Origin of the sequence: Pseudoalteromonas sp. NZS127_1, assembly GCF_015864295.1 — a bacterium.
In the GTDB taxonomy this organism is placed as follows: domain Bacteria; phylum Pseudomonadota; class Gammaproteobacteria; order Enterobacterales; family Alteromonadaceae; genus Pseudoalteromonas; species Pseudoalteromonas arctica.
The window spans coordinates 81769-106941 of the sequence record NZ_JADYXO010000007.1; the positions used below are offsets into that span (position 1 = coordinate 81769).

Consider the following 25173-nt stretch of genomic DNA (forward strand, 5'->3'; position numbering starts at 1 on the left):
CAGCTAAGTGGTATTCTACTACCACTGTATTTCTTGTACTATATTACCAAGTGGGCTTTTAACGCCCACTAAGTTTACGTTGTTATTTTGCAAACCCACCAATCTACCTTTATCTAAATACCATCTAAAAGTGTGCTTTTTATAGCTTTTTAAATCCAGTACAGTCAGTTTTGCGCAACTGTATTCATAATCAGTTGGACAAGTACCTACTTCGAGTAACTGATATTCTTGCTGCCATATATTATCACCGTATTTATTAGCCAGTAACTTTACTGAAATACATACTGACGTCCACAACCATAAGTAAATTAAAATAAGTAAACCGATTGGTATAAATACTGAGCGGAATTTCCCGTGTTCAACAATATAATCTTTAACCGTATGTTTAAATTCAAAGTTATTATTGTATTTTTTATATAGGTGCCTAAATAAAGCAACTGATAACACGATTGTCATTATTGGAAATAACGTAAATGTTAAAGTGTTATATATACCGTTGGGAATAAAAGCGGGATCGGCTTGTTCATCCCATGCAAGTAAAACCAGTGGAGGAGCCGTTGCTAAAAGTAGCAGAGCGCTGTTGAATAGTTGTTTAAAGGTCACGGGGTATTCACTTATAAAATGCTGCTTGTATAAAGCCCAAACTAGCGCTTAATGTTTAGCTATTGAATGCTAAAGCCAATATAAAATAAGAGTATACCTAAATAAATTGTAATCGCCGATAACGAGTTTTTAGAGCGCAGGCGCTTAACAAGGTCGCGAGTGCCATCGAACATACCGGAAATAACCAGTAGTATGCCCCCTGTAAAACGGTAGTTGTTTAAGTTCACGTTACCATTATCGTCACTTATAAAGCGTAAATAACCAAAAAGTATAAAAAGACTGCCCGCTATTAATACTGCAATTTTAAAGTTTTCCAAGGCTTTTCCATAATATTGAGTTAGATACTAAAATGCCACTGAGTTTAGTCAGTGGCATTTAACTATATTACGAATTTAGTATTTATCCATATTTACTTTGCAAAACCACCTAGAGGCTTTAATAGAAGTGGTGACAGTGCAGCATGTTTATCGGTTAGTTCTTTAGGTAAATCACCCAAATGAACCATACGTGTTGGTGTTGCTGCAGCAATCCAGCGCTCTGCATGATCATCCCAGTTTTGGATGTGTATGTGCGAGGCTTCTAAATCTCTAAAGCGCTCATAAACAATAATATCGCCATCGTCAGACATGTAATATTGGTAATTTAGTGTACCAGGCTCTGTTTTTGCACGTTCTACTTGTGAATTCATTACTTCACGAAAGGCATCTAACTGGCCAGGGTTTAGCTTGGCTTCAACAATCCAGCCAAAATTATCAAATGTCGTATCACCGTTTTTGTTAATTTGACTCGTTTGTTCTTCTTCGCGAGAAAAGCCACCAAATGGTTTTAGCCAAAGAGGGCTTAAAGCCGCATGACGCTCACGAACATCATCAGGTAATTCGCCTAAATGCACCATGCGTGTAGGTGCAGCAACCGCCATCCAACGTGCTGAATGATCGTCCCAATTTTCAATATGTTCGTGTGAAGAGTCTGCATCAGCAAAGCGTTCGTAAACTAAAACATCGCCAGCATCAGACATATAATATTGATAATTTTTAGTGCCAACTTCATTAAGTGCGCGATTAACTTGTGAATTCATCACCGCTTTAAAGTTTTCAAGTTCACCAGCATTAAGTTTAGCTTCTACTATCCATCCAAAATTTTTAAACATGACTTTCTCTACTTAAATAAATTGCCTCTGTATAAGTGAGGCTAAAAAGTTAAAGGCAATTTCTATCGCCCTAGTTAGCATACCTATCGCTTAATTGGTAAGTGCTTAGATAACGAAGCTAAGTGTACAGAGTATTTAAATGTTGATAATAATCGCATTTATTTAATCAGTTTATAGTAAATGTATATAATAGTGGTTAGCCTATTTTGCAGGCCATTTAAATTTTTAAGTTAAAATTGCTTTATAGACGTGTTGTTAAGCTATTTACAAGTACACTTAGTTATATGAAGGGTAAGCTGTTAAGATGCGCCGTCTTAATAATGTAGAAAGGTTATAGAAGTAACATGTCAAAATTTTTCTTTATGGGTAAGCCCGACATAATGGGTAAAAATAACAGTAATGGATTTGCGCCAAATCGTACTGCAAAGGTAGGCACAGAGTTGCACCCGTTAACGCTAATTGTAAACTCAGCTGAACGACAATCGGAAATAGAAGCAATACTAGAAGAGCATTCGCTGTTTGCTTCAATTGAAGTTAAAGCAGACGTACCAGAAGATATTCGCGAACTAGACTTTGCGCTTAGCAAGTCAACACCACAAGTATTTGATAAAGTACCAGAGCGTAACGCACCTTGTGAATGTGGTAGCGGCAAAAAATATAAGAAGTGTTGCGGTTAGTTTCTTAACAACTAAATATGTAGCCTTTCTTTTTTCATCGGTATTAAATAAAAATGCCACTGACCTTGAGCCTGTGGCATTTTTTAATGTTAACCAATTATATGTTTAACTACTTACGTGGCTCGTAATCAATTCTAAATATAACCGTGTACAGTACAGGCACTACAATTAAAGTCAAAATTGTAGCAAAGCCCAAACCAAACATAATTGTTACCGCCATTGACTGAAAAAACACGTCAAATAGCAGCGGGATCATACCCAAAATAGTAGTTATAGCTGCCATTGCAACTGGTCGTACACGGCTCACACCAGAGTCAAACACGGCTTCATAGGGCGATTTACCTTCCCTTAATTCAAGATTTATTTGATCAACTAATACAATACCGTTTTTAATTAGCATACCGCTTAAGCTTAACAAACCAAGTAGCCCCATAAAGCTAAACGGAGCATTCATTGCTAACAAGCCCGCGCTTACACCAATAATAGCCAACGGCACAGTTGCCCAAATAACAAGTGGCTGTTTAAGTGAGTTAAAAAGTAATACCGTGACTGCAAACATCGCTAAATAACCCAGCGGTAATGAGCCAAATATTGCTTTTTGCGCCTTGCTTGATGACTCAAACTCGCCGCCCCATTCTAGTTGGTAACCACGCGGTAGTTCCATGTTTTCTATTGGGCCGCGAATACGCGCAAATAGTTTAGCGGGTGTTTCGTCCCCTAATACATTATTATCGGCCATTACTGTAATAGTACGTTTGCGATCGCGGCGCATTATTAGGCTGTCTTCCCACTGCACATCAAATTCGTCTACAACTTGAGTCACTGGTACAAATACACCAAGAACTGGGCTGTATATTTGAAGGTCGTGTACGCTTTCTACGTTTAAGCGCTCGTTAGCAGGAGAGCGAGCAATAATGGGTAGCAATTGCGTGCCATCGCGATATACGCCCACTTGTTTACCCGATAAGCTCGTTAGTAATACATTGTCTAAGTCTGATTTACTAATGCCTAATCGACGTGCTTTTTGCTCGTTAAATTGCGGGCGAATCATTTTAGTACGTGCGCGCCAGTCATCACGAATATTATAGGCGCCATCGTCGCTACCAATCAATTCTTCGGCTGTAGCAGCGAGTTGTCTTAAAATAACAGGATCAGGGCCCGAAAAACGTGCTTCTATTTTTGCATCAGTAGAGGGGCCAATTTCCATCGGTTTAATTTTAAGCTGTGCAGAGAGTGCATGATTGCTTGAGTAATCACGCACTGTTTGCATTACAGTTGCTACGGCTTCTCTGTCGGCAACACGAATAATTAATTGCCCGTACGCGGGATATGATTTTTCTGGCGCGTAGGTAAGCATAAAGCGCGGTGCACCTTGGCCTGTTGTACTTGTTACTTCTTCAACAAGGTCTTCTTTTTGTAAAAACTCTTCAAGTTTTTTAACGCCCTCAAGGGTTGATCGAATATCAGAGCCTTGCTCTTGCCAGTAATCTACATAAAACATAGGTGTATTAGAGGCAGGAAAAAACGACTGTTTTACAGAGCCAAAACCAATAACCGCAGTACACAGTAAAACAACCATTAATATAAGCGTGGTTTTTCTAAAGTGCAGCGCTAAATCTAAAATCGCTTTGTAACCATTAAAAATAAAGCCTTTGTATGGGTCTTCATCTTCTTGGCCTTCTTCGTTTTTAAATTCGTTTTCTTTAAACATTAAATTGGCAAAAAATGGCGTTAGCGTAATGGCTGTTATCCAGCTTAATAAAAGCGAAATAAACAACACCCAAAACAAGCTACCGGCAAATTCACCACTGGCATCAGAGCTTAAACCAATTGGCGCAAATGCAGTTACTGCAATAACTGTTGCACCTAGTAAAGGCCATTTTGTTTGCTCAACAATATTAACAGCCGCTTTGAGTTTTGTTTGGCCACGTTTGAGGTTTATCAGTATGCCTTCGGTGACGACTATTGCGTTATCGACCAGCATACCAAGAGCAATAATAAGTGCCCCAAGCGATATACGTTGCAAGTCGATAGCAAACAACTTCATAAATATAAACGTACCCAGTACAGTAAGCAGTAAAATACCACCAATTAAAATGCCGCTTTTTAAACCCATAAATAACAGCAGTACAACAATAACAATCGCAATGGCTTCAAGTAAGCTGATAATAAAACCATCAACCGATTTTTGAACCTCTTGTGGTTGGTTGTATACCGAATTTATGTGAATACCATGAGGGCGTTGATATTCAAGTGATGCTAAATGCTCGTCTATGTTTTTACCCACATCAACCACGTTAACACCCGACATAAACGACACGCCAATAAGTAAAGCTTGCTGAGAGTTATAACGAATAATGTTATTTGGTACTTCTGCGTACTCTCTGTAAACCTTTGCTACATCGCCTAAGTAAATAAGCTCATTGGCACCTAATTTTGAAATTAATAAGGTTTCGAGCTCTTTTACATCTTTAAATTCACCAGTAGGATGCAAGCGAATTGATTCATCGCCCACGCGAATTTTACCCGCGTTAGATACCGTATTTTGCGATTGCAATAACTGGAATATATGGCTTGGCGCAATACCTAATTGAGCGAGTTTACGCGTAGAAACTTCAACCATTACTTGCGCTTGTTGTTGCCCCGCAACGGTTACTTTACTAACACCTTTAACCAATACCAGTTCGCGCTTTAAAAAATCGATGTAATCTTTAAGCTCATCATACGAATAACCATCGCCGGTTACCGAATACATAACACCGTAAACATCGGCAAAGTCGTCCAAAATAGTGCTTGGGTAAACACCACTAGGTAATGACGGAGAAAGGTCGTTAATTTTACGACGCATTTCATCCCAAATTTGGCGAAGCTGCTCTTTACGATAATTGCTTTTCATTTCTACAGAAATTTGTGATTTACCGTTAGATGAAATAGACGTAACGTAATCAACATAAGGCAATTGCTGAATCGCGTTTTCAATCGGAAAAGTAACTTCTTCTTCAACTTGTTGCGGCGACGCGCCAGGGTACATAGTAATAACCATGGCTTTTTTAAGCGTAAACTCAGGGTCTTCTAGTTGCCCTAAATCAAAGTACGACACACTACCGCCAATTAATAGCAGCAGCGTAAACATCCAACTGATTACTTTTTTCTCTATGGAGAGTTGTGCAAAGCTCATAATTATAAGCCTCGCTCTTTATTCCATGCTCTTACTTTCATGCCTTCTTTGAGTGAATGCACACCGGCTGAAACCACAATTTGGCCTTCTTCAATACCACTTAATACTTCAATACCATCGCGGTGCAACTGGCCAACCTTTACAGCTTGTTTATGCACTTGGCTAGTTTTTGAATCAAAAAGCCATACGTAGGCGTTATCTTCAATTGATTCTTGCGGCTCAGAAAACACCGACTCGATAGGTAAGATTGTATAAGCAACTTGCGAGCGCGTTACTTTACTTAAATCAATAAGCACGCTACCCGTCATACCGGCTAGTAAATTAAAGTCCTCAGGTACTGGTAGCGAAAATACAACTTTATAAGTAAGTGTTGCAGGATCTGCTTGGGTATCCCACTCTTTAATATCAAGTATGTATTCTTTGTCGTCAAAGCCATCAAACTTTACAGTAGGGTGGTAATCGGTGCCTTTTTTAAAGCGAGCGACTATTTTTTCAGGAACCTGAATTTCTACGTCCATTAAATCGCGTGTTTCTAAGCGTAATATATTTTGCTTTGCTTGAATATTTTCAAAGTTTTTAACAAAAACCTTAGCGACCGTGCCTGAAAATGGTGCGCGTAGTTCACTGTATTCAAGGTTCGTTTGTGCAATTCTAAATGCAGATTCAGCAATTTGCATATTAGCAGTGGCTTGATCTAATTCTGATTGGCTGGTGATTTTTTTCTCAAACAATTGCTCAATACGGCCAAGTTGTGATTTTGCCAATTCAAAGCGCGCTTTGCGCTCATCAAACTGCAACTGAAAATCTTCAGGGTCCAGTTTTGCTAATAAATCACCTTTTTCAACGTGTTCACCAGCAAGCACAGGAAACTTAATAAGTTCGCCGTTTACCCTAAAAGCAAGGTACGAGCCTTGGTTTGCAACAACTTCAGCAGGAAAACTACGAATGTTAATTTGCGTATCATGACCTATGTTGAATAATTTAACAGGGCGAATAGGCTCTTCTTTAACTTGTTGTTCTGGCTCAGAACAGGCTATTAAGCTAAGTAAGGTCGTTGTTAATAAACATAGACGAAAGAGTTTCATGTCTTCTCCGTTGCAATGATGGCAAAATAATTAAGTGCAGCATACGCTGCAAACATATAAAATAAAAATCATTAAATTTTAGAAACTCAATAAGTTTTATTTATGATGTTGCAGAGCGGTATATGAAGCTGAATCAATTAATAATTTTAGATGCCATAGTGCAAAGCGCAAGCTTAAGCGGAGCAGCATTAAAGCTACATAAAACGCAGCCCGCGCTTACACTCGCAATTAAAAACTTAGAAGCCAAAATAGGGTTTGAGTTACTAGACAGAAGTAAGTACCGATTGCAGCTTACTGAAAAAGGGCGTGTTTTTCACCGCGAAGCGCAGCAACTACTGCATGCCAACGACGAGCTAGCACAGCTCGCTAAAGAATTGGCATTAGGTAATGAGCCCCAATTTAGAATTTGTTACGAACAACTTTGTCATATGCAGAGTTACAACGAGATCATAAGTAATACTTTTAGGTTATTTACCAGCACAGAATTTAGCTTAACAAGCGGGAAGCGTTTTATTTCATTAGAGCAAGTAAACAGTGGGCAAGCTGAATTAGGTATTGGCCCGTGGTTTGATTTATTTCATGCGACAGGCGATTTAGAAAGTGTACCCATAGGCAGGCTTGATATTGGCATTGTGAGCGCTAAAGGCGTACTTCCTCGAAAGCTCACCTATAGCGAACTGCAAACGTATCCGTGTTTAGCCATGTTTGAAAGTGACTTGAGTATCGACAGCGACAGGCTATCGTACTCGAAAGGCTCCGCCATGATGAAAATTGATGATGTATCTACCCTAAAATCGTTTTTACTCTCAGGTGCGGGTTGGGCAATGATGAGCCTAGAGCACTGCGACCCTGAAATAAAAGCAGGCTTACTTCAAGAAATACACATAACTGACCGAGAGCATAAATTTAGCGCGCAAATTAGAGCCTTTAGGCAGCATGCAATGCACCACGGCCCTGTAGCGCGTACTATCTGGGAGCAATTTAAACAATTAAGTAAGGAATATTCTAACAACAATGGATATTGATAAAGAAACACTTATTTATACTGTTATCGCAGGCATACCAATAGGTAAAGTAGCAAGCTACGGGCAAGTTGCAGCTCTTGCGGGCTACCCGCAAAACTCACGGTTGGTTGGGCGCTTATTAAAAGTGATGCCAAACGACTCAGTTATACCTTGGCACAGGGTAGTGAATGGCCAAGGTAAAATATCATTCCCTGCAGGTAGCGAAAAATACCAAGAACAGCGCGAAAAGCTACTATCAGAAGGTGTGCTGTTTAAAAACGACAAAGTGAATATGCGCGAGTGCCGGTGGGAGTGATGTGACTATTATTGGCGGATAAATACCAGCAGCTGTCCTTCAAGGCGTGAATCTGAAACTTTGTTGGGTGGCGCCTTCGGCTTAACCAACCTACATTTTGACGTAGGTCGGATAAGTGGCGAAGCCACGCCATCCGACAAAAATGATGAATTTACTAGAAACAGCCCAACTTACCGCGTTGATGACACTGAAGATTACTTTTTAAAGCAAAATATCAGTTTTGAGTGTTTTATAACTTGGGAGTTAAGTGGGTGAGCAAAGAGATGGACGGCTTTGTGCTAACTGCAGACGGTCAGATGTCATAATGTCTGAAGTCAAGATTTGATAACCATATAGAAAGCTCTTTGAGTTTTCCGATACAGTTGTGTTAACCAAAACATAAACTGTACCTCGAGGAACTTAGTATGAAACTATATGGTGGAATTGACTTGCATTCAAATAATAGTGTGATTGCTATTATTGATGAACAAGGTGAAACGCTTAGCTGTAAGCGTTTAAATAATGACATGTCTGTCATTTTATCTTTTTTAGCCCCTTATAAAGACAAGCTAGCAGGACTTGTTGTTGGATCAACATTTAATTGGTATTGGTTAGTTGATGCATTAATGGATGATAAGCTTTGTTGTTTTGTTTAATACTGATTCATCATACTTCACATCTCCTTCAACACATGCTTAGAGAGCCTAATTGTTTTTTATTTTAAGAACTTTTAAAGATAAAGCTTTATAGTGGCTTAAATAATGCGTGTATTTTGTATGAATCATGCTGAAACTTAAAAGGACGTTTTAATGGCGCTATCAGTAGTAACAAATACAGCATCACTCAACGGGCAGCGAAACCTTAATAAATTCGGTAAAGACCTTGAGGTTTCAATGCAACGTCTATCTTCAGGTATGAGAATTAATAGTGCAAAAGATGATGCAGCTGGTATGCAAATATCAAATCGTTTGACTTCCCAAATTAATGGTATATCAGTTGCTCAACGCAATGCCAATGATGGAATATCTATATCGCAAACTGCTGAAGGAGCTATGGAAGAGTCTTCGAGTATCCTACAGCGAATGCGAGTATTGTCTTTACAATCTGCGAATGGCTCAAATAATGGAGATGATAGGGCTGCACTACAAAAAGAAGTGACAGCGTTGCAGCAAGAAATAACCCGCATAGCGGAAACTACTCAATTTGGAAGTATTAGTTTACTTGATGGTACGTTTGGTACAAAGCAGTTTCAGGTAGGTGCTAATGCAAATGAAACAATTAATTTAAATTTGAATGATGTTTCTGCTGACGCTATTGGAATTTATAAAATTGAACCAATTTATTTTCCTGCAGCACCATACCCTTTAGATACAATTACATCGTTGAGGTTTTCAACTTCTGATTTATGGACCTTAAATGGCGAAAGTATCAGTATTCCAGCAGGTACTGGAGCTAGTATTGTTGCTGACGTTATTAACAATAGTGGTGCTGATGTACTTGCCTCTACAAAGTTAGAAGCTCGGATAGAAGGACTAACTTCAGCAGATGATGGTGTTATGAGCTTTAAGAAGGGAGGCATAGTTATAGATAGCTATGATCTGAGTAAATATAGCGGTAACTTTGACAGATTAATGGAAGATCTTCAGTCTGATGGTTATGAAGTGATAGAAAGAGATAATGTAGCAGGGGCTACATCCACTTCATTTGATGTGTTCGGTGTTGATGTTGATGGCTTAGATATGACATCATCTCCAACAGTTAAGCTAGGCCAACTTGTTGATGGCGCTCCAGTTGGTGCTCTACAGTCACCAGTAAACCCTAACAATGGAGCATCTGTTTTCTCTAAATTAGAATTGTCCTCTTCAGATGAAATTAGCGTCAATGGAGGAGATGTTAATCGTTACTTAAATGTACCTCAAACTGGTGGAGTAAGTATATTAGATCATGTTGATGACATAGATATCTCAGGTGAAAACTCTGATGGGGCACAATCAGCTATCGAGGTAATTGATGCTGCTTTAAAACAAATAGATGCAAATAGAGCAAATTTAGGTGCAATACAAAATCGACTTAATCATACGATTAATAATTTAGCAAATATTTCTGAGAATGTTTCTACTTCCCGCAGTCGTATACAGGATGCCGATTTTGCTATTGAAACAGCTATAATTACAAAAAATCAGATATTACAACAAGCTAGTACTACGGTTCTCGCTCAAGCAAATCAGGTTACTCAAGCAGCCATTAATTTACTTGGCTAAATTACGTAGTCATAAATTTGAGCTATTCGAATTATACAAGTAGTTCTAGCTTATTTAATAAACGTAATTGCTAATTGAAATATAATGGCAAATACACCCAGCAATAACGAATAAGTGCCAAATAGCGTGGCTAAATTGGGTGCTTTTAGCGCTGTAGAATAATGTACCCAAACTATAAAAAATACCGCCGGCAAGTAGCCAGTAAAGTGCTTTTACATCAACACTAGAATAAAGTGGATATACAATAGCTAGTGCAAACCAGCCCATGAGTAAGTAGGTGGCGAGTGATATTTTTTTATTGCCGTTGCGTACAAATACTTTGTACGCAACGCCTGCTAGTGCCACCGCCCAAATAAATGTAAGTGTTGCCCATGACCAAGCACCGGTTAATGAGATTAATAAAAAGGGAGTGTAGGTGCCGGCAATTAATAAGTATATGGCGCAGTGATCGCACTTTTTATAAAAGGCTCTTAAGCGCGGTTGAATACTGGCATGGTACAAAGTGGATGACAAAAACAGCACAAATAGGCTGCTGCCATAAATTGCAGTACTAATATACGCTTTAGTGCTGGTGGCTTGGCTAAATAAATCCCACATAACAAACGCGGCAAATATAATACCGAGTGCATGGCTGATTACGTTTAATTTCTCTTCTTTACGGGAATAAGGCGTTTCTAACGACATAACTGTTCCTACCACTATTGGAATTAATTTCAGTGTACAACTGTACGCTGAAGGTTTCAATCTTAGCTGTGAGTAATTCTAAATAACTTTATTTGATACGCTACTTTATCTTTTACTTGATTTTAAAGAGAATTAATTCACTATGTTGGTGTCTAGTGTAATACATATTACGAGCTGAAATAACCATGAAACAAGATCTAAAAGCTGCTTTACTTACCGCCATTGTTTATCCTGGAGCGGGGCATTTTTCTTTAAAAAAACACCTTATAGGCGCTATTTTTGCGGGCGTATTTTCTGTTCTTTTAATTTTAACCCTACAAGATATATTTGCGATTGCACAGTGTACTGCAAATGAAATTGTAAACGGAAAAATCCCCATGTCGGTTACGGCCATTTTAAAAGCTGCGCAACAACCATCTGACGCTTGCGCTCAACTCGCTGAATATAAATATTTACCTTTAATGATTATAATTTGGGTGCTGAGCATGATGGATGCATACCGTTTGGGCAGAAAAGCGCTGCCCACTAAAAAATAAGCCACTTAATTAGAACTCGGTTTGGTTGGCTTATTAATTTTCTTCCCGCATATTTATCCCTGATATTTAGCTATTATTGATGACGGTAATAATTATTATTACCGCCTTTTCATTTTTATACATATTTTTTGTAACCGAAATTTTTTGCCCGCATCATGTAAACATCGTGTAAATGCCTGTATATACCCAGTAAAATCCTCAAACCTCGTTAAATCGCTCACTTGTTGATATTTAGTTAACTAAAATCCTTATCTTTGTACCTTTTTATTCATTTAATGTTAATAAATAAATGGTACTTTCTGCTCGCCAAATTAACTTTATTTGACTATTAAGTATTGGTTTGGTGTCAATTTATTACGTCAAGCAATGACGACTGATAATTTCAATTTAAGGAAATACGATGAATAACAGTTCAAATAATCACAAAAGAAAGGATTTTAAAGTGGCGAGCTTATCGTTAGCTTTATTATTAGGATGCTCAACAATGGCCAATGCCGCTGTTGAAAAGTTAACGGTGAGTGGAAATCAAATTCTTGCAGGTGGGGAAAGCACAAGCTTTGCAGGACCTAGCCTATTTTGGAGTAACACGGGGTGGGGCGCTGAAAAATTTTATACAGCAGAAACAGTAGCAAAGGCAAAAACTGAATTTAATGCAACATTAATTCGTGCCGCTATTGGCCATGGTACGAGTACTGGTGGTAGTTTGAACTTTGATTGGGAGGGCAATATGAGCCGTCTTGATACTGTTGTAAACGCAGCTATTGTTGAAGATATGTACGTTATTATTGATTTTCATAGCCATGAAGCACATACCGATCAAGCAACTGCAGTTCGCTTTTTTGAAGACGTAGCTACCAAATATGGGCAGTACGACAATGTTATTTATGAAATTTATAACGAGCCGTTACAAATCTCTTGGGTTAACGATATTAAGCCTTACGCAGAAACAGTTATTGATAAAATTAGAGCAATCGATCCTGATAACTTAATTGTGGTTGGAACGCCTACGTGGTCGCAAGATGTTGATGTGGCATCACAAAACCCAATTGATCGCGCCAATATTGCTTACACTCTGCATTTTTATGCTGGCACGCATGGTCAATCGTATCGAAATAAAGCACAAACAGCACTCGATAACGGCATTGCACTATTCGCCACAGAGTGGGGAACAGTTAATGCTGATGGCAATGGTGGTGTTAATATCAATGAAACCGATGCATGGATGGCATTTTTTAAAACAAACAATATTAGCCACGCTAACTGGGCTTTAAACGATAAAAACGAAGGTGCTTCGTTATTTACTCCAGGCGGTAGTTGGAATTCACTAACATCGTCAGGCTCTAAAGTTAAAGAGATCATTCAAGGTTGGGGTGGTGGTAGTAGCAATGTTGATTTAGATAGCGACGGAGATGGCGTAAGTGACAGCCTTGATCAGTGCGATAATACTTCCGCAGGTACAACGGTTGATAGTATTGGTTGTGCAGTAACTGACAGCGATGCCGATGGAATAAGCGATAATGTTGATCAATGCCCTAATACACCTGCAGGTGAAACTGTTAATAATATAGGTTGTGTTGTTGAAGTAGTTGAGCCACAAAGCGATGCGGATAACGATGGTGTGAATGATGATATTGATCAGTGCCCAGATACACCCGCTGGTACAAGTGTTGATACAAACGGATGCAGTGTTGTAAGTTCAACAGATTGTAACGGTATTAATGCATACCCTAATTGGGTGAACAAAGATTACTCAGGTGGTCCGTTTACTCACAATAACACTGACGATAAAATGCAATATCAGGGTAATGCATACGGCGCAAATTGGTATACAAACAGCATTCCAGGAAGTGATGCTTCGTGGACGCTTCTTTATAGTTGTAATTAAGCGCGTTTAATAAAGTAAACGAAGAAGGTAAATGATGTATTTACCTTCTCTTTTTATAAAATCAGCCTTTATAAACACTTTGGTGTTGAGCAGCAATGTTGTAACTTGGGGAATCTATATTATCTATATAGCGCCAATCGGTTGTGATTTGCTCTTTAGTAATAGTCAGTAACATATATCCACGGTGTGATAAGTCACAATAATTTAAGTCGTTTATTAGCAATGAAAGCGAGTCAGCCATTTGCTTTGCTTGTGCTGTATTAAGCGCTAAATAATGCTCCATACCCGGGGATGTAACACCAGGTGTTGCAAACTCTACTCCTACGCTTTCGCCTTTTGCATTTTTTAATGTGCCATGCCACGCATTGTGCGTATCACCTGCAACCACTACTAACTTTTTATTTAATGCAGTAACGCTTTTGTATAATGCTTCGCGCTCGATTGGGTAACCATCCCATGCATCTAAGTTGTAAGGCATTAAAGTATTTACGCGTGCTAGTTGCTCAGGAGTTACCACTTTATTGGTTAACACCGCTTTTTTAATAGCGACTAGCTCTTTTAATACCTCGGGTATTTTAGTGCGATCGGATTGCGAAAATATTTCAGTAGGTAGCCACATTTTAGTCATCAACACTTGCTGACCTAATACTTGCCACTTTGCATTTGATTGAGTTATTGCACTCGTGAGCCAGTTTAGTTGTGTGTTACCTAGTAACTGCCTTTTTGGACTATTTAAATCGCTAGCAAAGCGCGCAACATCCATTTGTTTGGTCTCTGGATTTTTGTAGTCACTGTAAGCGAGTTGTTTATCGCGTGCTATTACGCGCGTATCTAGCATGTGTAGGCTTATTAAATTACCAAAATCGAAGGTGCGGTATATTTGCGGGCTTTGCTCGCCCCTAGGCGGCCTAATTGGCAGCCATTCGTAATAGGCTTGAATGGCTACTGCACGGCGTTTAAAAAAGTCACCTTCATCAGGGGTGTGATTTTCAGCTCCTTCTTTATATGTGTCATTTGCAACTTCGTGGTCATCCCATATAGCAATAAAAGGTGCTGCGGCATGCAGTGCTTGTAGGCCTTTATCTGTTCGATAAATAGCATAACGTTTACGATAGTCACTAAGTGTAATAATTTCACCGCTGTTATCGGCGGCTAATTGGCGACCAATTTTTTCTGCATTTTGTGTGGCATATCCGCCCATTGGGTATTCGTAAATATAATCTCCCAAATGTAGCACTACATCTAAATCTTTTTGCTTAGCGGCATCTGTGTAGGCGTTGAAATACCCCGCAGGATAGTTTGAGCAAGACACAACAACCATTTTTATTTGTTCAACATTACTAACCGGCAGAGTTTTAGCACGGCCAATAGGGCTTTGTGTATTTAACCCAATAAAGCGATAAAAGTATTCTGTATTTGGAGTAAGGTCTTGCACATCTATTTTTATTGTAAAGTCGCGGCTTTTATCGGTTTGTTCGCGCCCGCTGTGAATAATATTTTTAAATTGAGAGTCACTTGCCAACTCCCAAGCAACAGTTACTTCTGACGTTAATTGAGAAGTCGTTGCGCGTGTCCATATTATTAAAGCATTACTGAGCGGATCGCCACTTGCTACCCCATGTTTAAATTCAATTGCTGATAGAGGCTTGCTCATTAATGTTTGAGCACAACCTGTAATGGCGCTCGATACCGCAACTGTAAATATGCTTGCTGCTGAGGTTTTTAAGAAATTTCGACGAGATGAAAGAGTCATACTGTACTTTTTTAATTATTAATAGTGGTGCGCACTTTAACGATTAGATATGACGTTTTTATAAACGATAAATGTATTTACTGTGACCGTATCAATACACTTAAAACTCTTTTATTTATTAACTAAAAAATAGTCAAAAAATTAAGTTAAATGGTTAAATTAACGAGGTATGAATTACTCAAATTAAACAACCGTACATAAAGTCTTTTAATTACATCGGTTTATATTTTATTTTTATATTGGCACAACCCTTGAGTATATAACTACGTCTAAACAATACACAAACAAGGAATACCATTATGAAACATTCAATTAAAATCGCTATGGCAAGTTTATTAGTATTAGGTTCTGCGCAAGTTCATGCAGTAGAAGTGGACCTAGATGTAACTGATATATTAACTCAAAGTGTAACAAGCTACGTTAAGCAAACCACAATTGAGCTTGAAAAATCACTAAAGGAAACGCTTTATTTTGATGCTAAAACTGTTTTAGAGAGTTTACTAGATGAGCCAGTTTTAACAGATAGCGCAACGATTAAAAATACTGATGTTAGCGTTAAAAACGTAAAATAAACCACTTAAAGGATTAAGACGATGAGCAGTGAACTTGGATTATTTGCATTAATGTTAGCACCCGTAGTAAGCATGATTAGCGCTTATTACTCGGTTCAAGTGTTTAAAGCTATGGGAGGTTGGTTTAATCTTTAACCAATTATATAGCTGGTAATTAATTCGATTCATACAAAGCTGATCGACTTAGCAAAAGCGCACGTAAATAAAGGCAGAGTGTTTGAAATAAGTAGACTTTATGAAACGTGCGATTTTTCCATTACCCATTTTTATGTTACCTGAAGGTTTTACGCGATTACGCATATTTGAGCCTCGTTATTTAAATATGGTTAAAACCGCATTAAAAAATAATTCAGGGTTTGTGCTTTGTACATTTGAGCACGACACGCCATTTAATATAAGTGCGCAAGGTTGCCTTGTCGATATTATTGATTTTGACCAAGACGACAACGATGTACTATTAATTGATGTATTTGCATCTAAAAACGTGCAAATTAATGATGTTTATCAAGACGAAGACGAATTACGTCATGGCTTAGTGTCGCCTTGTAATACGCCGTATTGGTACAAAGATTCTAACAATCAAATTGGTGAACATTACCTACTACACGACGCGCTTAAAAACGTGTTTCAAGGTAATCCGGAACTTAATTTGTTGTACAAGAAAACTCATTTTGACAAGCTGCCTTGGATTGCAGCACGTTGGCTTGAGCTCCTACCTATATCAATTGAGAAAAAACAGCAACTTGCGTTTGAAACGAACTTTGATAACTTGCTGAGTTTCCTCCATACTGTGATTAATAACGAATTTGCCTAAATTTTATGATCCTAAATTAATTATTGCCCGTATTACTTAATACAAAAGCAATAACGGGATAAATTATTATGGTAAGTCAACAACAGTCACCACGTTGTGAACCTAATACAGGTAAGTACACTGCCATGCCAGAAACGCCGAGTAAAGAGCTCATGCAAGCGCTTATTGATGTTGCGCAATCACGCGACAAAAAAGCATTTTCTTATTTATTTGAATACTTTGCGCCAAAAATTAAACGCTTTGGAATTAAGCAGTTTGGTGTTGAAGCGCAAGCTATGGAGCTTGTGCAAGAGACACTGACGTCAGTTTGGCGTAAAGCACATTTGTATCACAGTGATAAAGGTGCGGCGACTACGTGGGTTTATACCGTTATGCGTAACGCTTCATTCGATATGCTTCGTAAAATGAAAAGTAATAAAGAAGAAAACATAAGCGAAGACATTTGGCCGTTATTAAACGACTCACAAGATACTCATCACGAATACAGTGATCATTTAGAAGATAAACAAATTAAACGCTACCTCGATAAATTACCTATTGCTCAACGCGAAGTGGTAAGAGGCGTTTATTTTCAAGATATGTCGCAAGAGCAACTTGCACATCAACTTAATATTCCAGTAGGCACGGTAAAATCACGATTACGTTTGGCCTTGCAAAAATTACGTAATGAAATGGGAGATCAGCATGATTAAACATCACCCGAGTGAAACTTTACTGAGACAGTATTGCGATGCATCACTTGCTACATCACTAAGTTTAGCCGTATCTATACATGTAGATATGTGCCCTGAGTGTCAAGCTAAAGTGGCCAAAATTGAAGCAAGTAATGCGGACGCATTATTTAGTGAAGAGCCAGCCAAATTTGAGAAACCTCAAACTGAGCAATCTGAATTACTTGAAGAATTTGAATTAAATGTACTTGATATGATCATGTCTGATGATTCTATCGATGAAGTTTATGAAGTTGAGCCTGTGTCTGTAAGTATTAACGAACACAATTATCAGCTGCCGCGTGCTTTAACACGTATTTCTCATAGCAAATTTACACAAGTTGGTAAGCTAGCGCGTTCTCGCGTTGCATTAGATGATGGTGCGCTGCGTTCAAGCTTATTGCATATTGATGCGGGTGGTGAAATTCCTGAGCATACGCATACAGGTTTTGAAATTACCTTATTATTAGATGGTGAATTTAGTGATGAAGATGGAAGCTATGTGCCAGGTGACTTTATATGGCAAGATGGTAGTCATCAACATACTCCTTTAACGAAAAATGGATGTTTGTGCTTTACAGTTGTCAGTAGTGCGCTACATTTTAATAAGGGCTTCAGCAAGTTACTAAATCCAATCGGTAATTTGATTTACTAAGAGAATATATGCAAACAGATATAATAAAAATAGGTATAAGCGCCTGCTTAGCAGGCGAAAAAGTCAGATTTGATACGGGTCACAAAAAGTCTAATTTTTGTATGGATGAATTAGGAAAACATGTTGAGTACACACGTTTTTGTCCAGAGGTAGCAGTAGGTTTACCGATACCTCGCCCAACTATTCGTCAAGTTAAAGTAGGCGATACAATTAAAGTATGTCGCCCAGATGGTAGCGGCGAAGTAGGCCAACAACTTACCGAATATGGTAAAAAAGTTGCAACTGAACAAGCTAAAGAATTAAGCGGATTTGTATTTTGTGCAAAAAGCCCAAGCTGCGGCATGGAGCGCATTAAAATATACAATGAAGCAGGAACAGGTAATACCTCAGAAGGCGTTGGTTTTTTTGCGGAGCAAATAATGAAGCACAATCCATTATTGCCATGTGAAGAAAACGGACGTTTAAACGACATGCATTTACGTGAAAACTTTGTAATGAGAATTTACGTATTTAAAAACTGGCAAAAATTAGTACAAGAGCCGCTTACGGTTCATAAGCTTACTCAATTTCACTCTCAGTATAAGTACTTGTTGATGGCTCATAACTATCAAGCTTATCGTGATTTGGGTAACTTGCTGGGGACTTATGTAGGTGACGATATAAGCGCAGTTGCTGATGAATATATTTTAGGTTTGATGACCGGTCTTAAAAAGCCAGCTTCTCGAAGAAATAACTGCAACACGCTAATGCATTTACAAGGCTACTTTAAAACATTTTTATCGAAGGTTGAAAAACAAGAACTTCGTGATGCAATAGACGAATATCGCGAAGGGTTGGTGCCATTGTATGTACCACTTACTTTACTAAAACATCATTTGAAGGTTCACCCAAATGAGTACCTTGAAAAACAAGTGTTTTTTAACCCTTATCCTCACGATTTAAAATTACGATTTGGTATTTAATGGATACATTATTTTGGTTTAGGCGCGATTTGCGCCTTTTTTCTAACGAGGCGTTAATTCAAGCGCTTAATAATGGCGCTAAACACGCCATTTTTTTTGTGTCTGAAAAACAGTGGCAACAACATCAAGCTGCGCCTATTCAGATTGACTTACTCAAGCGCCGAGTTACTTACCTTCAATCACAACTTGCTGGTTATGGTATTACTTTACACATTATTGAAGCGCCAAGCTTTTGCGATTGTGAGCGTGAGCTTATTAATTTTTGTAAGTTAAACGATGTAAAACATGTAATAGCTAATACAGAGTACGAACTTAACGAAGTAAATCGTGATAAAGCAATTTTGCACGAATGCGATGAGCTTTCTATTACTTTTACTTTGTACGAAGGTGATTTGATTGCACCTGTTGGGACAGTTAAAAACCAAAGCAATGAAATGTACAAAGTGTTTACTCCGTTTAAGCGAGCGTGGTTAAAGCAGTACCAAGATACGCACTTTAGTTTGCCACAATGGCCTCTCAGCTCTGAGCCAATAAAGTTTGATGAAAGCGATTTACTAAAAAGTGATGGAAGCTCTGATAAGTGGCCGGTTGACGACGAAACACTTGCAACTGTGGTTGATAACTTTATATGCGATAAGCTGACAAGTTACGACGATCAGCGTGATATACCTAGCATAAAGGGTACATCGGGCTTAAGTCCTTATTTAGCATTGGGTATTGTAGGCACTAAGCAGCTACTTATTAATATTCAACAGCGCTACCCAGATATTTTAACTACGTCGAAAAGTAAAACCTTTACGTGGATTAACGAGCTTGTTTGGCGCGAATTTTACAGGCATTTAATTGCTGAATTTCCTAAGCTTTCGCGCGGCGATAACTTTAACGAAAAGTATAACGCGGTAGTGTGGCGTAAAAACGAAAGTGAATTTAAAGCATGGTGCGAAGGGCGTACAGGGTATCCGTTAGTGGATGCAGCAATGTTACAACTAAAGCAAACCGGCTGGATGCATAACCGTTTACGCATGGTTGTTGCGAGCTTTTTAACTAAGCATTTATTAATAGATTGGCGTGAAGGTGAGCGCTTTTTTATGCAGCACTTAATTGATGGCGATTTAGCGTCAAATAACGGTGGTTGGCAGTGGGCAGCTAGTACGGGGTGTGATGCTCAGCCTTATTTCAGAGTTTTTAACCCTATCAGACAAAGCGAGCGCTTTGATCCAACAGGCAAGTTTATCCGTAAGTATCTACCAGAGCTTGAAAACGTGCCAGATAAACACATTCATTTCCCACACACTTATTTAGCCACGATAGGTAAAGATAAAGAATGTTACTGGCCAGCAATAGTTGATCATAAAGCGGCACGAGAACGTGCACTTGCTGCATTTAAGGTGTGATATGGATAACCAGTTACCAGTAGATAAATTTGTTGAAATATACCAACAGCTTGATAGTACAAATCTTGATTTATTAAGTGATATTTACTGTGACAACATACAGTTTATAGACCCCATGCATGAAATTAATGGCATTGTGGAATTACGCAGATACTTTGCTAACTTGTACAGTAACGTTAAACATTGCCAGTTTGATATTAGTGATTCGTTTAATAGCGGCAATAACGCTTTCATCTATTGGACTATGCACTACGCACATCCAAAACTTTCATCAGGTAAAACCATATCAGTGGAAGGTCATAGTAAGCTTATTTTTGAAAATGGCAAAATTATCAAACACCGAGATTACTTTAATGTAGGCGAGTTGTTATATAAGCATATTCCTTTACTTGGTAGTGTTATAAAGCTAATTGATAAAAGGGCAGGTTAATTATGATCACACTTATAACGGGAGCTACTTCAGGTATTGGTGAGCAGCTAGCAATTAAATATGCGCAGTTGGGAGATACGGTTATTGCCTGTGGTCGTAATAGTGAAAAGCTCGCTGAGCTTGCTAAATACGACAATATTCAAGCATGCAAATTTGATGCAACTAATCTACAAGACATTAAAGAGTCTACTATTGGCTTTCCTCATTTTGACCGTGTTATTTTAAACGCGGGTAACTGTGAATATATAGATGACGCGCGAAATTTTGATAGTGCATTGTTTGAACGTGTAATAAACGTAAATTTACTCTCTATGGGGTATTGCCTTGAGGCGCTACTTCCTAAAATAAATTCAGGTGGTCAGCTTGTTTTGGTCAGCTCAAGTGTTACTTACCTTGCGCTACCTCGCTCAGAAGCTTATGGAGCCTCAAAGGCTGGCGTTAGCTATTTAGCCAAAAGCTTAGCTGTTGATTTAAATGATGTTGATGTGACTTTAGTTCATCCTGGTTTTGTGAAAACTCCGCTTACTAATAAAAATGATTTTCCAATGCCGATGGCAGTTACCGCACAAAAAGCGGCTGACTACATGATTAAAGGAATACATAAACGGCGTAAAGACGTTCACTTTCCGTATCGTTTTACACTTATATTAAAAGCACTGCGCATTTTGCCGCTCCCGATTTGGCTTAAAATCGCAAAAGGATTAGCCCGTTGAAAAAAATAGCAATAATAGGAACTGGTGTATCTGGTTTAACATGTGGGCATTTGCTTCACAAACATTACGATGTAACCGTATTTGAAAAAAATGATTATATTGGTGGTCATACAGCAACTTTTGATGTTGATGTATGTGGTATAAAATACGCAATAGACACCGGTTTTATTGTGTTTAACAACAGAACTTACCCTTATTTCGAAAAGTTACTTTCACGAATCGGCGTAGACAAACAAGAAACACAAATGAGCTTTAGTGTTCATAACGAAGCTACTGGTTTTGAATATAACGGCCATACGTTTACAAGTTTATTTGCACAGCGTCGCAATATTTTTAGACCTAAGTTTTGGCGTTTATTGTACGACATTGTTAGGTTTAACAAGCTATGTAAAGCTTTGCACGAAAAAGATGATTACCAATTAGACCAATCATTAGGGCAACTGTTAATTGACAATCACTTTAATGACTTTTTTAAATATCATTACATTCTTCCAATGGGAGCTGCTATTTGGTCTACCAGCATTAAAGAAATGGAAAATGTAGGCGTAGAATTTTTTGTTAAGTTCTTTTTTAATCATGGCCTGTTGGACGTAACAAACAGACCTCAGTGGTATGTAGTACCGGGTGGTTCTCGTCAGTACATTAAGCCGTTGATCAGAGGCTTTGCCGATAAAATTAACCTCAATACAAACATCAAATCTGTTACGCGTCAAAATGATGAAGTAACTATTGAGTTTGAAAACGGTGAGCAAAGTAAGTTTGATAAAGTGATTTTTGCTTGTCATTCAGATCAAGCGCTTGCACTACTTGGCGATGCTACGGAGCAAGAAAAGTCAGTATTAGGTTCAATAGCCTATACCGAAAATTCAGTAGTGCTGCATACTGATACTAATCTTTTACCAGATAGAAAAGCGGCATGGGCAAGTTGGAATTACCTACTTAATAACAACACAGATAAAGCTGCTGTTGTTACCTACCAAATGAATATATTACAAGGGATACAATCGGATACACAGTTTTGTGTAACGCTTAATCACCTTGAAGGGATAAACCCAAGTAAAATTTTGCGCGAGTTTACTTATCACCACCCTGTATTTAACCAAGAGTCTATTGCTGCTCAAAAACTTAAACACAGTATTGACGGGCACAATAATAGTTATTTTTGTGGTGCTTATTGGTACAACGGTTTCCATGAAGATGGCGTACACAGTGGTGTAGATGTGGCTAAACAGCTTGGGGTTGAATTTGACTAGTGCAGTGTATTTAGGCGATGTAAAACATCGCCGTTTTGCTGTTAAAGAACATCGTTTTAGTTACCCGTTATATATGATGTGGGTAGATTTAAATAATCCTCAGCAATTAAATGGTGTACATAAACAGTTAGGTACATCAGGCTTAAAAGCCTTAAAGTTTAATGAAGCAGATTATCTTAAAAATATATCAGCCCCTTACCAACACCCCATTATTAAACGCGCACATGAACAACTTGCTGCATTAGGTGTAAATGAGACGTTTACTCATGTTTATATGCTTGGGCAACTTCGTTGTTTTGGTGTGTATTTTAGCCCTGTTAATTTTTACTTTTTTGGTAATAACGACACCCGCTTTAAGTACATGATTGCTGAGGTCAGTAATACACCCTGGAACGAGCGTCATTATTATTTAGTACCTTTAGAAAAAAAAGTGAACTTTAAGAAGGCTTTTTCCGTATCACCTTTTATGAATCTGGATATGAACTATCATTGGCATGTTAAACAATCGCCTGATAAAACATTGATACATATTGAAAACAAGCGAGATGAAGAGTTACTATTTGATGCAACACTTCGCTTAAAACGTAAAGAACTCACTAATGAAGAACTAAGTAAGTTGTTTAAACGTTTTCCGGCCATGACATGGTCTATTTTCAAAGGTATTTATTATCAAGCGTTAAAGTTGTTTATAAAGCGAGTGCCTTTTTTAGGTCACTCAGGTAAGCCATAAAGCACATAGGTAGTCAGGACAATTAATAGGTATTTTAATGGATAAAGTGTCGAGCTTAAATTGCGAACAAAGCACTAGTTGGTTAACTAATATATATAAAAAATTAGTGACTAAAGCCTTTTCGTCAATTGAAACAGGTCAAGTTGTTTTAATTGAAGGAAATGAGCGTACAGTTTTTGGTGATGTATCGTCTGCGTTAAAAGCAACAGTAACAGTTAATGATAAAGCTATGTATAAAGCGTTTGCGTTATCTGGAAGCGTTGGCGCTGGCGAAGCGTATATTTTGGGACATTGGTCTTGTGACAACTTAACTTCATTCATTGAGATATTTGCTATAAATGAAAAGCAACTTGATGAGTTTGAAAACAAATTCGCATTTTTTAGTAATATCGCACACCGGTTTAATCACATAAAAAACAAAAATTCAGAATCGGGTTCTAAGAAAAATATTGTTGCTCATTACGACTTAGGTAATGATTTGTACGAATCATTTTTAAGTAAAGAAATGCTCTATTCAAGTGCTGTATATCCTACAAAAGAAGCCACACTTGAAGAGGCTCAGCAATACAAGCTTAAACGCATTTGTGAGCAAGTTGAGCTTCAAAAAAATGATTCAGTAATTGAAATTGGTACAGGGTGGGGGGCATTTGCTATATATGCTGCCACACATTACGATTGCCATGTAACAACAACAACCATATCTGATGAGCAACATGATTATGTAGCTAACAAGATTGTTGAACTTGGTCTTGAAAGTAAAATAACATTACTTAAGCTCGATTACAGACTACTAAAAGGTAAATACGACAAGCTTGTTTCTATTGAAATGATAGAAGCGGTTGGTCATGATTATTTGCCGAGCTTTTTCACTCAGTGTGGTGAGCTCCTAAAAGACGATGGCGCCATGCTTATTCAAGCAATTACTATTGGCGATCAGCGTTATAAGCACTACTTAAAAAACTCTGACTTTATTCAGCAGTATATTTTTCCGGGCGGATGTTTGCCATCGCTTAACGAAATGAGTGAGCAGATTAAAAATAATACCGATATGGTTATCCATACTGTTAATGATATTGGCGCTCACTACGCAAGAACATTAGCAGATTGGCGAACTCGTTTTATAAAAAGCTGGCCTGATTTAGACCGCTCTAAATTTGATGAACGCTTTTATCGTTTATGGTTATTTTATTTTGCTTATTGTGAAGGTGCGTTTAGAGCCAGAGCAACAAGTACAGTACATTTAATGGCGCGTAAACCTCGTTTTACTAGTGATAACGATGATATTGCGCTCGGTTACTAATTTTGTTTTATTTCAAGCAGTGTGGTTTTTATCACTGCTGCTTGAAGCCAATTCGCTACTTTTTAGTGGCTTGATTATTGTTTTAATGTTTTGTTTGTCAAAGCAGAAAAAACAAGACTCTTTACTGTTAATTAAAGCCCTACCTTTAGCACTATTGTTAGAATTTATAGCGGTAAAGTTAGGCTTGTTAGAATTTAAAGTTTATCCCTTCCCTCTATGGCTCGTCTTTTTATGGGCTGCATTATTACTTTCTTTGAATACCTCTATGGTTTTTTTGAGTAAATTAAAGCTTTGGCAGGCCTTTTTGGTATGTATGGCATTTGCACCAGCAAGTTATTGGGCTGGAGCGCGCTTTGAAGTAATAAGTTTAGGTTTACCTTTATGGCAATTCTGGCTCGTTTACGGGGCGCTTTGGTCTACAGTGTTTACTGTTATTCTTTTTATAAACCAAAAAATCAAGTTATTCATCAATCGCTGATCTTCCACAATTTCTATTTCGTAACATTACCCATTGACTCAAAGGGAGCTT

26 protein-coding genes are annotated in these 25173 nt (G+C 38.1%); 19 read left to right on the forward strand and 7 right to left on the reverse strand.

The genetic code is table 11. The annotated features are described in order from the left end of the window. Positions 1-18: 18 nt before the first annotated feature. The 3 genes from I6F50_RS08670 to I6F50_RS08680 form a co-directional block, all read right to left on the reverse strand. A complete protein-coding gene (locus I6F50_RS08670) occupies positions 19-603 on the reverse strand; it encodes a hypothetical protein (RefSeq protein WP_197175945.1) in 585 nt (194 codons plus the stop codon). A gap of 59 nt (positions 604-662) precedes the next feature. Beyond that, positions 663-920, reverse strand: a complete 258-nt coding sequence (locus I6F50_RS08675; RefSeq protein ID WP_197139379.1) for a MetJ regulator of methionine regulon — start codon at positions 918-920, stop codon at positions 663-665. Positions 921-1012: 92 nt separating this feature from the next. Further along, positions 1013-1753 (reverse strand): putative quinol monooxygenase, encoded by a 741-nt coding sequence (locus I6F50_RS08680; RefSeq protein ID WP_197175947.1) that lies wholly within the window; start codon positions 1751-1753, stop codon positions 1013-1015. Between the two features lie 344 nt (positions 1754-2097). Here I6F50_RS08680 and I6F50_RS08685 point away from each other — a divergent pair, with 344 nt between their 5' ends. Further along, a complete protein-coding gene (locus tag I6F50_RS08685; RefSeq protein ID WP_197139381.1) occupies positions 2098-2430 on the forward strand; it encodes a PBPRA1643 family SWIM/SEC-C metal-binding motif protein in 333 nt (110 codons plus the stop codon). A gap of 109 nt (positions 2431-2539) precedes the next feature. Here I6F50_RS08685 and I6F50_RS08690 read toward each other — a convergent pair whose 3' ends face one another. After that, positions 2540-5608 (reverse strand): efflux RND transporter permease subunit, encoded by a 3069-nt coding sequence (locus I6F50_RS08690; protein ID WP_197175949.1) that lies wholly within the window; start codon positions 5606-5608, stop codon positions 2540-2542. 2 nt (positions 5609-5610) lie between these two features. After that, positions 5611-6693 carry an efflux RND transporter periplasmic adaptor subunit gene (locus I6F50_RS08695; protein ID WP_165725477.1) on the reverse strand — a complete coding sequence of 361 codons (1083 nt, stop codon included), beginning with the start codon at positions 6691-6693 and terminating at the stop codon, positions 5611-5613. 122 nt (positions 6694-6815) lie between these two features. Between I6F50_RS08695 and I6F50_RS08700 the strand changes: the two genes are divergently transcribed. From I6F50_RS08700 to I6F50_RS08715, 4 genes are all read left to right on the forward strand, one after another. After that, positions 6816-7718: a LysR family transcriptional regulator gene (locus I6F50_RS08700; protein WP_197175951.1), complete on the forward strand. Its 903-nt coding sequence runs from the start codon at positions 6816-6818 to the stop codon at positions 7716-7718. Continuing rightward, positions 7708-8013, forward strand: a complete 306-nt coding sequence (locus I6F50_RS08705) for an MGMT family protein (protein ID WP_197175952.1) — start codon at positions 7708-7710, stop codon at positions 8011-8013. The genes I6F50_RS08700 and I6F50_RS08705 overlap by 11 nt, the downstream gene beginning before the upstream one ends. A 404-nt stretch (positions 8014-8417) precedes the next feature. Further along, entirely contained in the window at positions 8418-8648 is a 231-nt protein-coding gene (locus tag I6F50_RS08710) for a hypothetical protein (protein WP_231609613.1), read from the forward strand. Positions 8649-8801: 153 nt separating this feature from the next. After that, the gene (locus tag I6F50_RS08715; protein ID WP_197118941.1) at positions 8802-10253 is read left to right on the forward strand and encodes a flagellin; all 1452 of its coding nucleotides are present in this window, start codon (positions 8802-8804) and stop codon (positions 10251-10253) included. A gap of 54 nt (positions 10254-10307) precedes the next feature. Here I6F50_RS08715 and I6F50_RS08720 read toward each other — a convergent pair whose 3' ends face one another. Further along, positions 10308-10937, reverse strand: a complete 630-nt coding sequence (locus I6F50_RS08720; RefSeq protein WP_197118942.1) for a hemolysin III family protein — start codon at positions 10935-10937, stop codon at positions 10308-10310. A gap of 185 nt (positions 10938-11122) precedes the next feature. On the opposite strand from I6F50_RS08720, the gene I6F50_RS08725 reads away from it, so the two are divergent. Both I6F50_RS08725 and I6F50_RS08730 read left to right on the forward strand, forming a co-directional pair. Further along, a complete protein-coding gene (locus tag I6F50_RS08725; RefSeq protein ID WP_166376593.1) occupies positions 11123-11473 on the forward strand; it encodes a hypothetical protein in 351 nt (116 codons plus the stop codon). Between the two features lie 400 nt (positions 11474-11873). Further along, the gene (locus I6F50_RS08730; protein ID WP_197175953.1) at positions 11874-13358 is read left to right on the forward strand and encodes a cellulase family glycosylhydrolase; all 1485 of its coding nucleotides are present in this window, start codon (positions 11874-11876) and stop codon (positions 13356-13358) included. 61 nt (positions 13359-13419) lie between these two features. Here I6F50_RS08730 and I6F50_RS08735 read toward each other — a convergent pair whose 3' ends face one another. Then, positions 13420-15111, reverse strand: a complete 1692-nt coding sequence (locus tag I6F50_RS08735; RefSeq protein WP_197175954.1) for an alkaline phosphatase — start codon at positions 15109-15111, stop codon at positions 13420-13422. A gap of 299 nt (positions 15112-15410) precedes the next feature. Here I6F50_RS08735 and I6F50_RS08740 point away from each other — a divergent pair, with 299 nt between their 5' ends. The 12 genes from I6F50_RS08740 to I6F50_RS08795 all read left to right on the forward strand — a co-directional run bounded on the left by I6F50_RS08740 (position 15411) and on the right by I6F50_RS08795 (position 25122). After that, positions 15411-15683 carry a hypothetical protein gene (locus tag I6F50_RS08740; RefSeq protein ID WP_197175955.1) on the forward strand — a complete coding sequence of 91 codons (273 nt, stop codon included), beginning with the start codon at positions 15411-15413 and terminating at the stop codon, positions 15681-15683. A gap of 235 nt (positions 15684-15918) precedes the next feature. Beyond that, positions 15919-16497, forward strand: coding sequence for an LON peptidase substrate-binding domain-containing protein (locus tag I6F50_RS08745; protein WP_197175957.1), 579 nt, complete (start codon positions 15919-15921; stop codon positions 16495-16497). A 68-nt stretch (positions 16498-16565) separates the two neighbouring features. Continuing rightward, positions 16566-17189: a sigma-70 family RNA polymerase sigma factor gene (locus I6F50_RS08750; RefSeq protein WP_024598117.1), complete on the forward strand. Its 624-nt coding sequence runs from the start codon at positions 16566-16568 to the stop codon at positions 17187-17189. Further along, on the forward strand, positions 17182-17862 hold the full coding sequence (locus I6F50_RS08755; RefSeq protein ID WP_197175958.1) for a ChrR family anti-sigma-E factor: 681 nt from the start codon (positions 17182-17184) through the stop codon (positions 17860-17862). The genes I6F50_RS08750 and I6F50_RS08755 overlap by 8 nt, the downstream gene beginning before the upstream one ends. Before the next feature lie 8 nt (positions 17863-17870). Continuing rightward, entirely contained in the window at positions 17871-18824 is a 954-nt protein-coding gene (locus tag I6F50_RS08760; RefSeq protein ID WP_197175959.1) for a DUF523 and DUF1722 domain-containing protein, read from the forward strand. Further along, on the forward strand, positions 18824-20218 hold the full coding sequence (phrB, locus tag I6F50_RS08765) for a deoxyribodipyrimidine photo-lyase (protein WP_197175960.1): 1395 nt from the start codon (positions 18824-18826) through the stop codon (positions 20216-20218). The genes I6F50_RS08760 and phrB overlap by 1 nt, the downstream gene beginning before the upstream one ends. A 1-nt stretch (position 20219) precedes the next feature. After that, a complete protein-coding gene (locus tag I6F50_RS08770; protein ID WP_007580706.1) occupies positions 20220-20648 on the forward strand; it encodes a nuclear transport factor 2 family protein in 429 nt (142 codons plus the stop codon). Positions 20649-20650: 2 nt separating this feature from the next. After that, positions 20651-21361, forward strand: coding sequence for an SDR family NAD(P)-dependent oxidoreductase (locus I6F50_RS08775; RefSeq protein ID WP_165728008.1), 711 nt, complete (start codon positions 20651-20653; stop codon positions 21359-21361). Continuing rightward, entirely contained in the window at positions 21358-22614 is a 1257-nt protein-coding gene (locus I6F50_RS08780; protein WP_197175963.1) for an NAD(P)/FAD-dependent oxidoreductase, read from the forward strand. The genes I6F50_RS08775 and I6F50_RS08780 overlap by 4 nt, the downstream gene beginning before the upstream one ends. Further along, positions 22607-23344: a DUF1365 domain-containing protein gene (locus tag I6F50_RS08785; RefSeq protein ID WP_197175964.1), complete on the forward strand. Its 738-nt coding sequence runs from the start codon at positions 22607-22609 to the stop codon at positions 23342-23344. Before I6F50_RS08780 ends, I6F50_RS08785 begins: the two co-directional genes overlap by 8 nt. Positions 23345-23381: 37 nt before the next feature. Beyond that, on the forward strand, positions 23382-24644 hold the full coding sequence (locus tag I6F50_RS08790) for a cyclopropane-fatty-acyl-phospholipid synthase family protein (RefSeq protein WP_197118949.1): 1263 nt from the start codon (positions 23382-23384) through the stop codon (positions 24642-24644). Continuing rightward, a complete protein-coding gene (locus I6F50_RS08795) occupies positions 24622-25122 on the forward strand; it encodes a DUF2878 domain-containing protein (RefSeq protein ID WP_007580697.1) in 501 nt (166 codons plus the stop codon). The genes I6F50_RS08790 and I6F50_RS08795 overlap by 23 nt, the downstream gene beginning before the upstream one ends. The last annotated feature ends 51 nt before the right edge of the window (positions 25123-25173 follow it).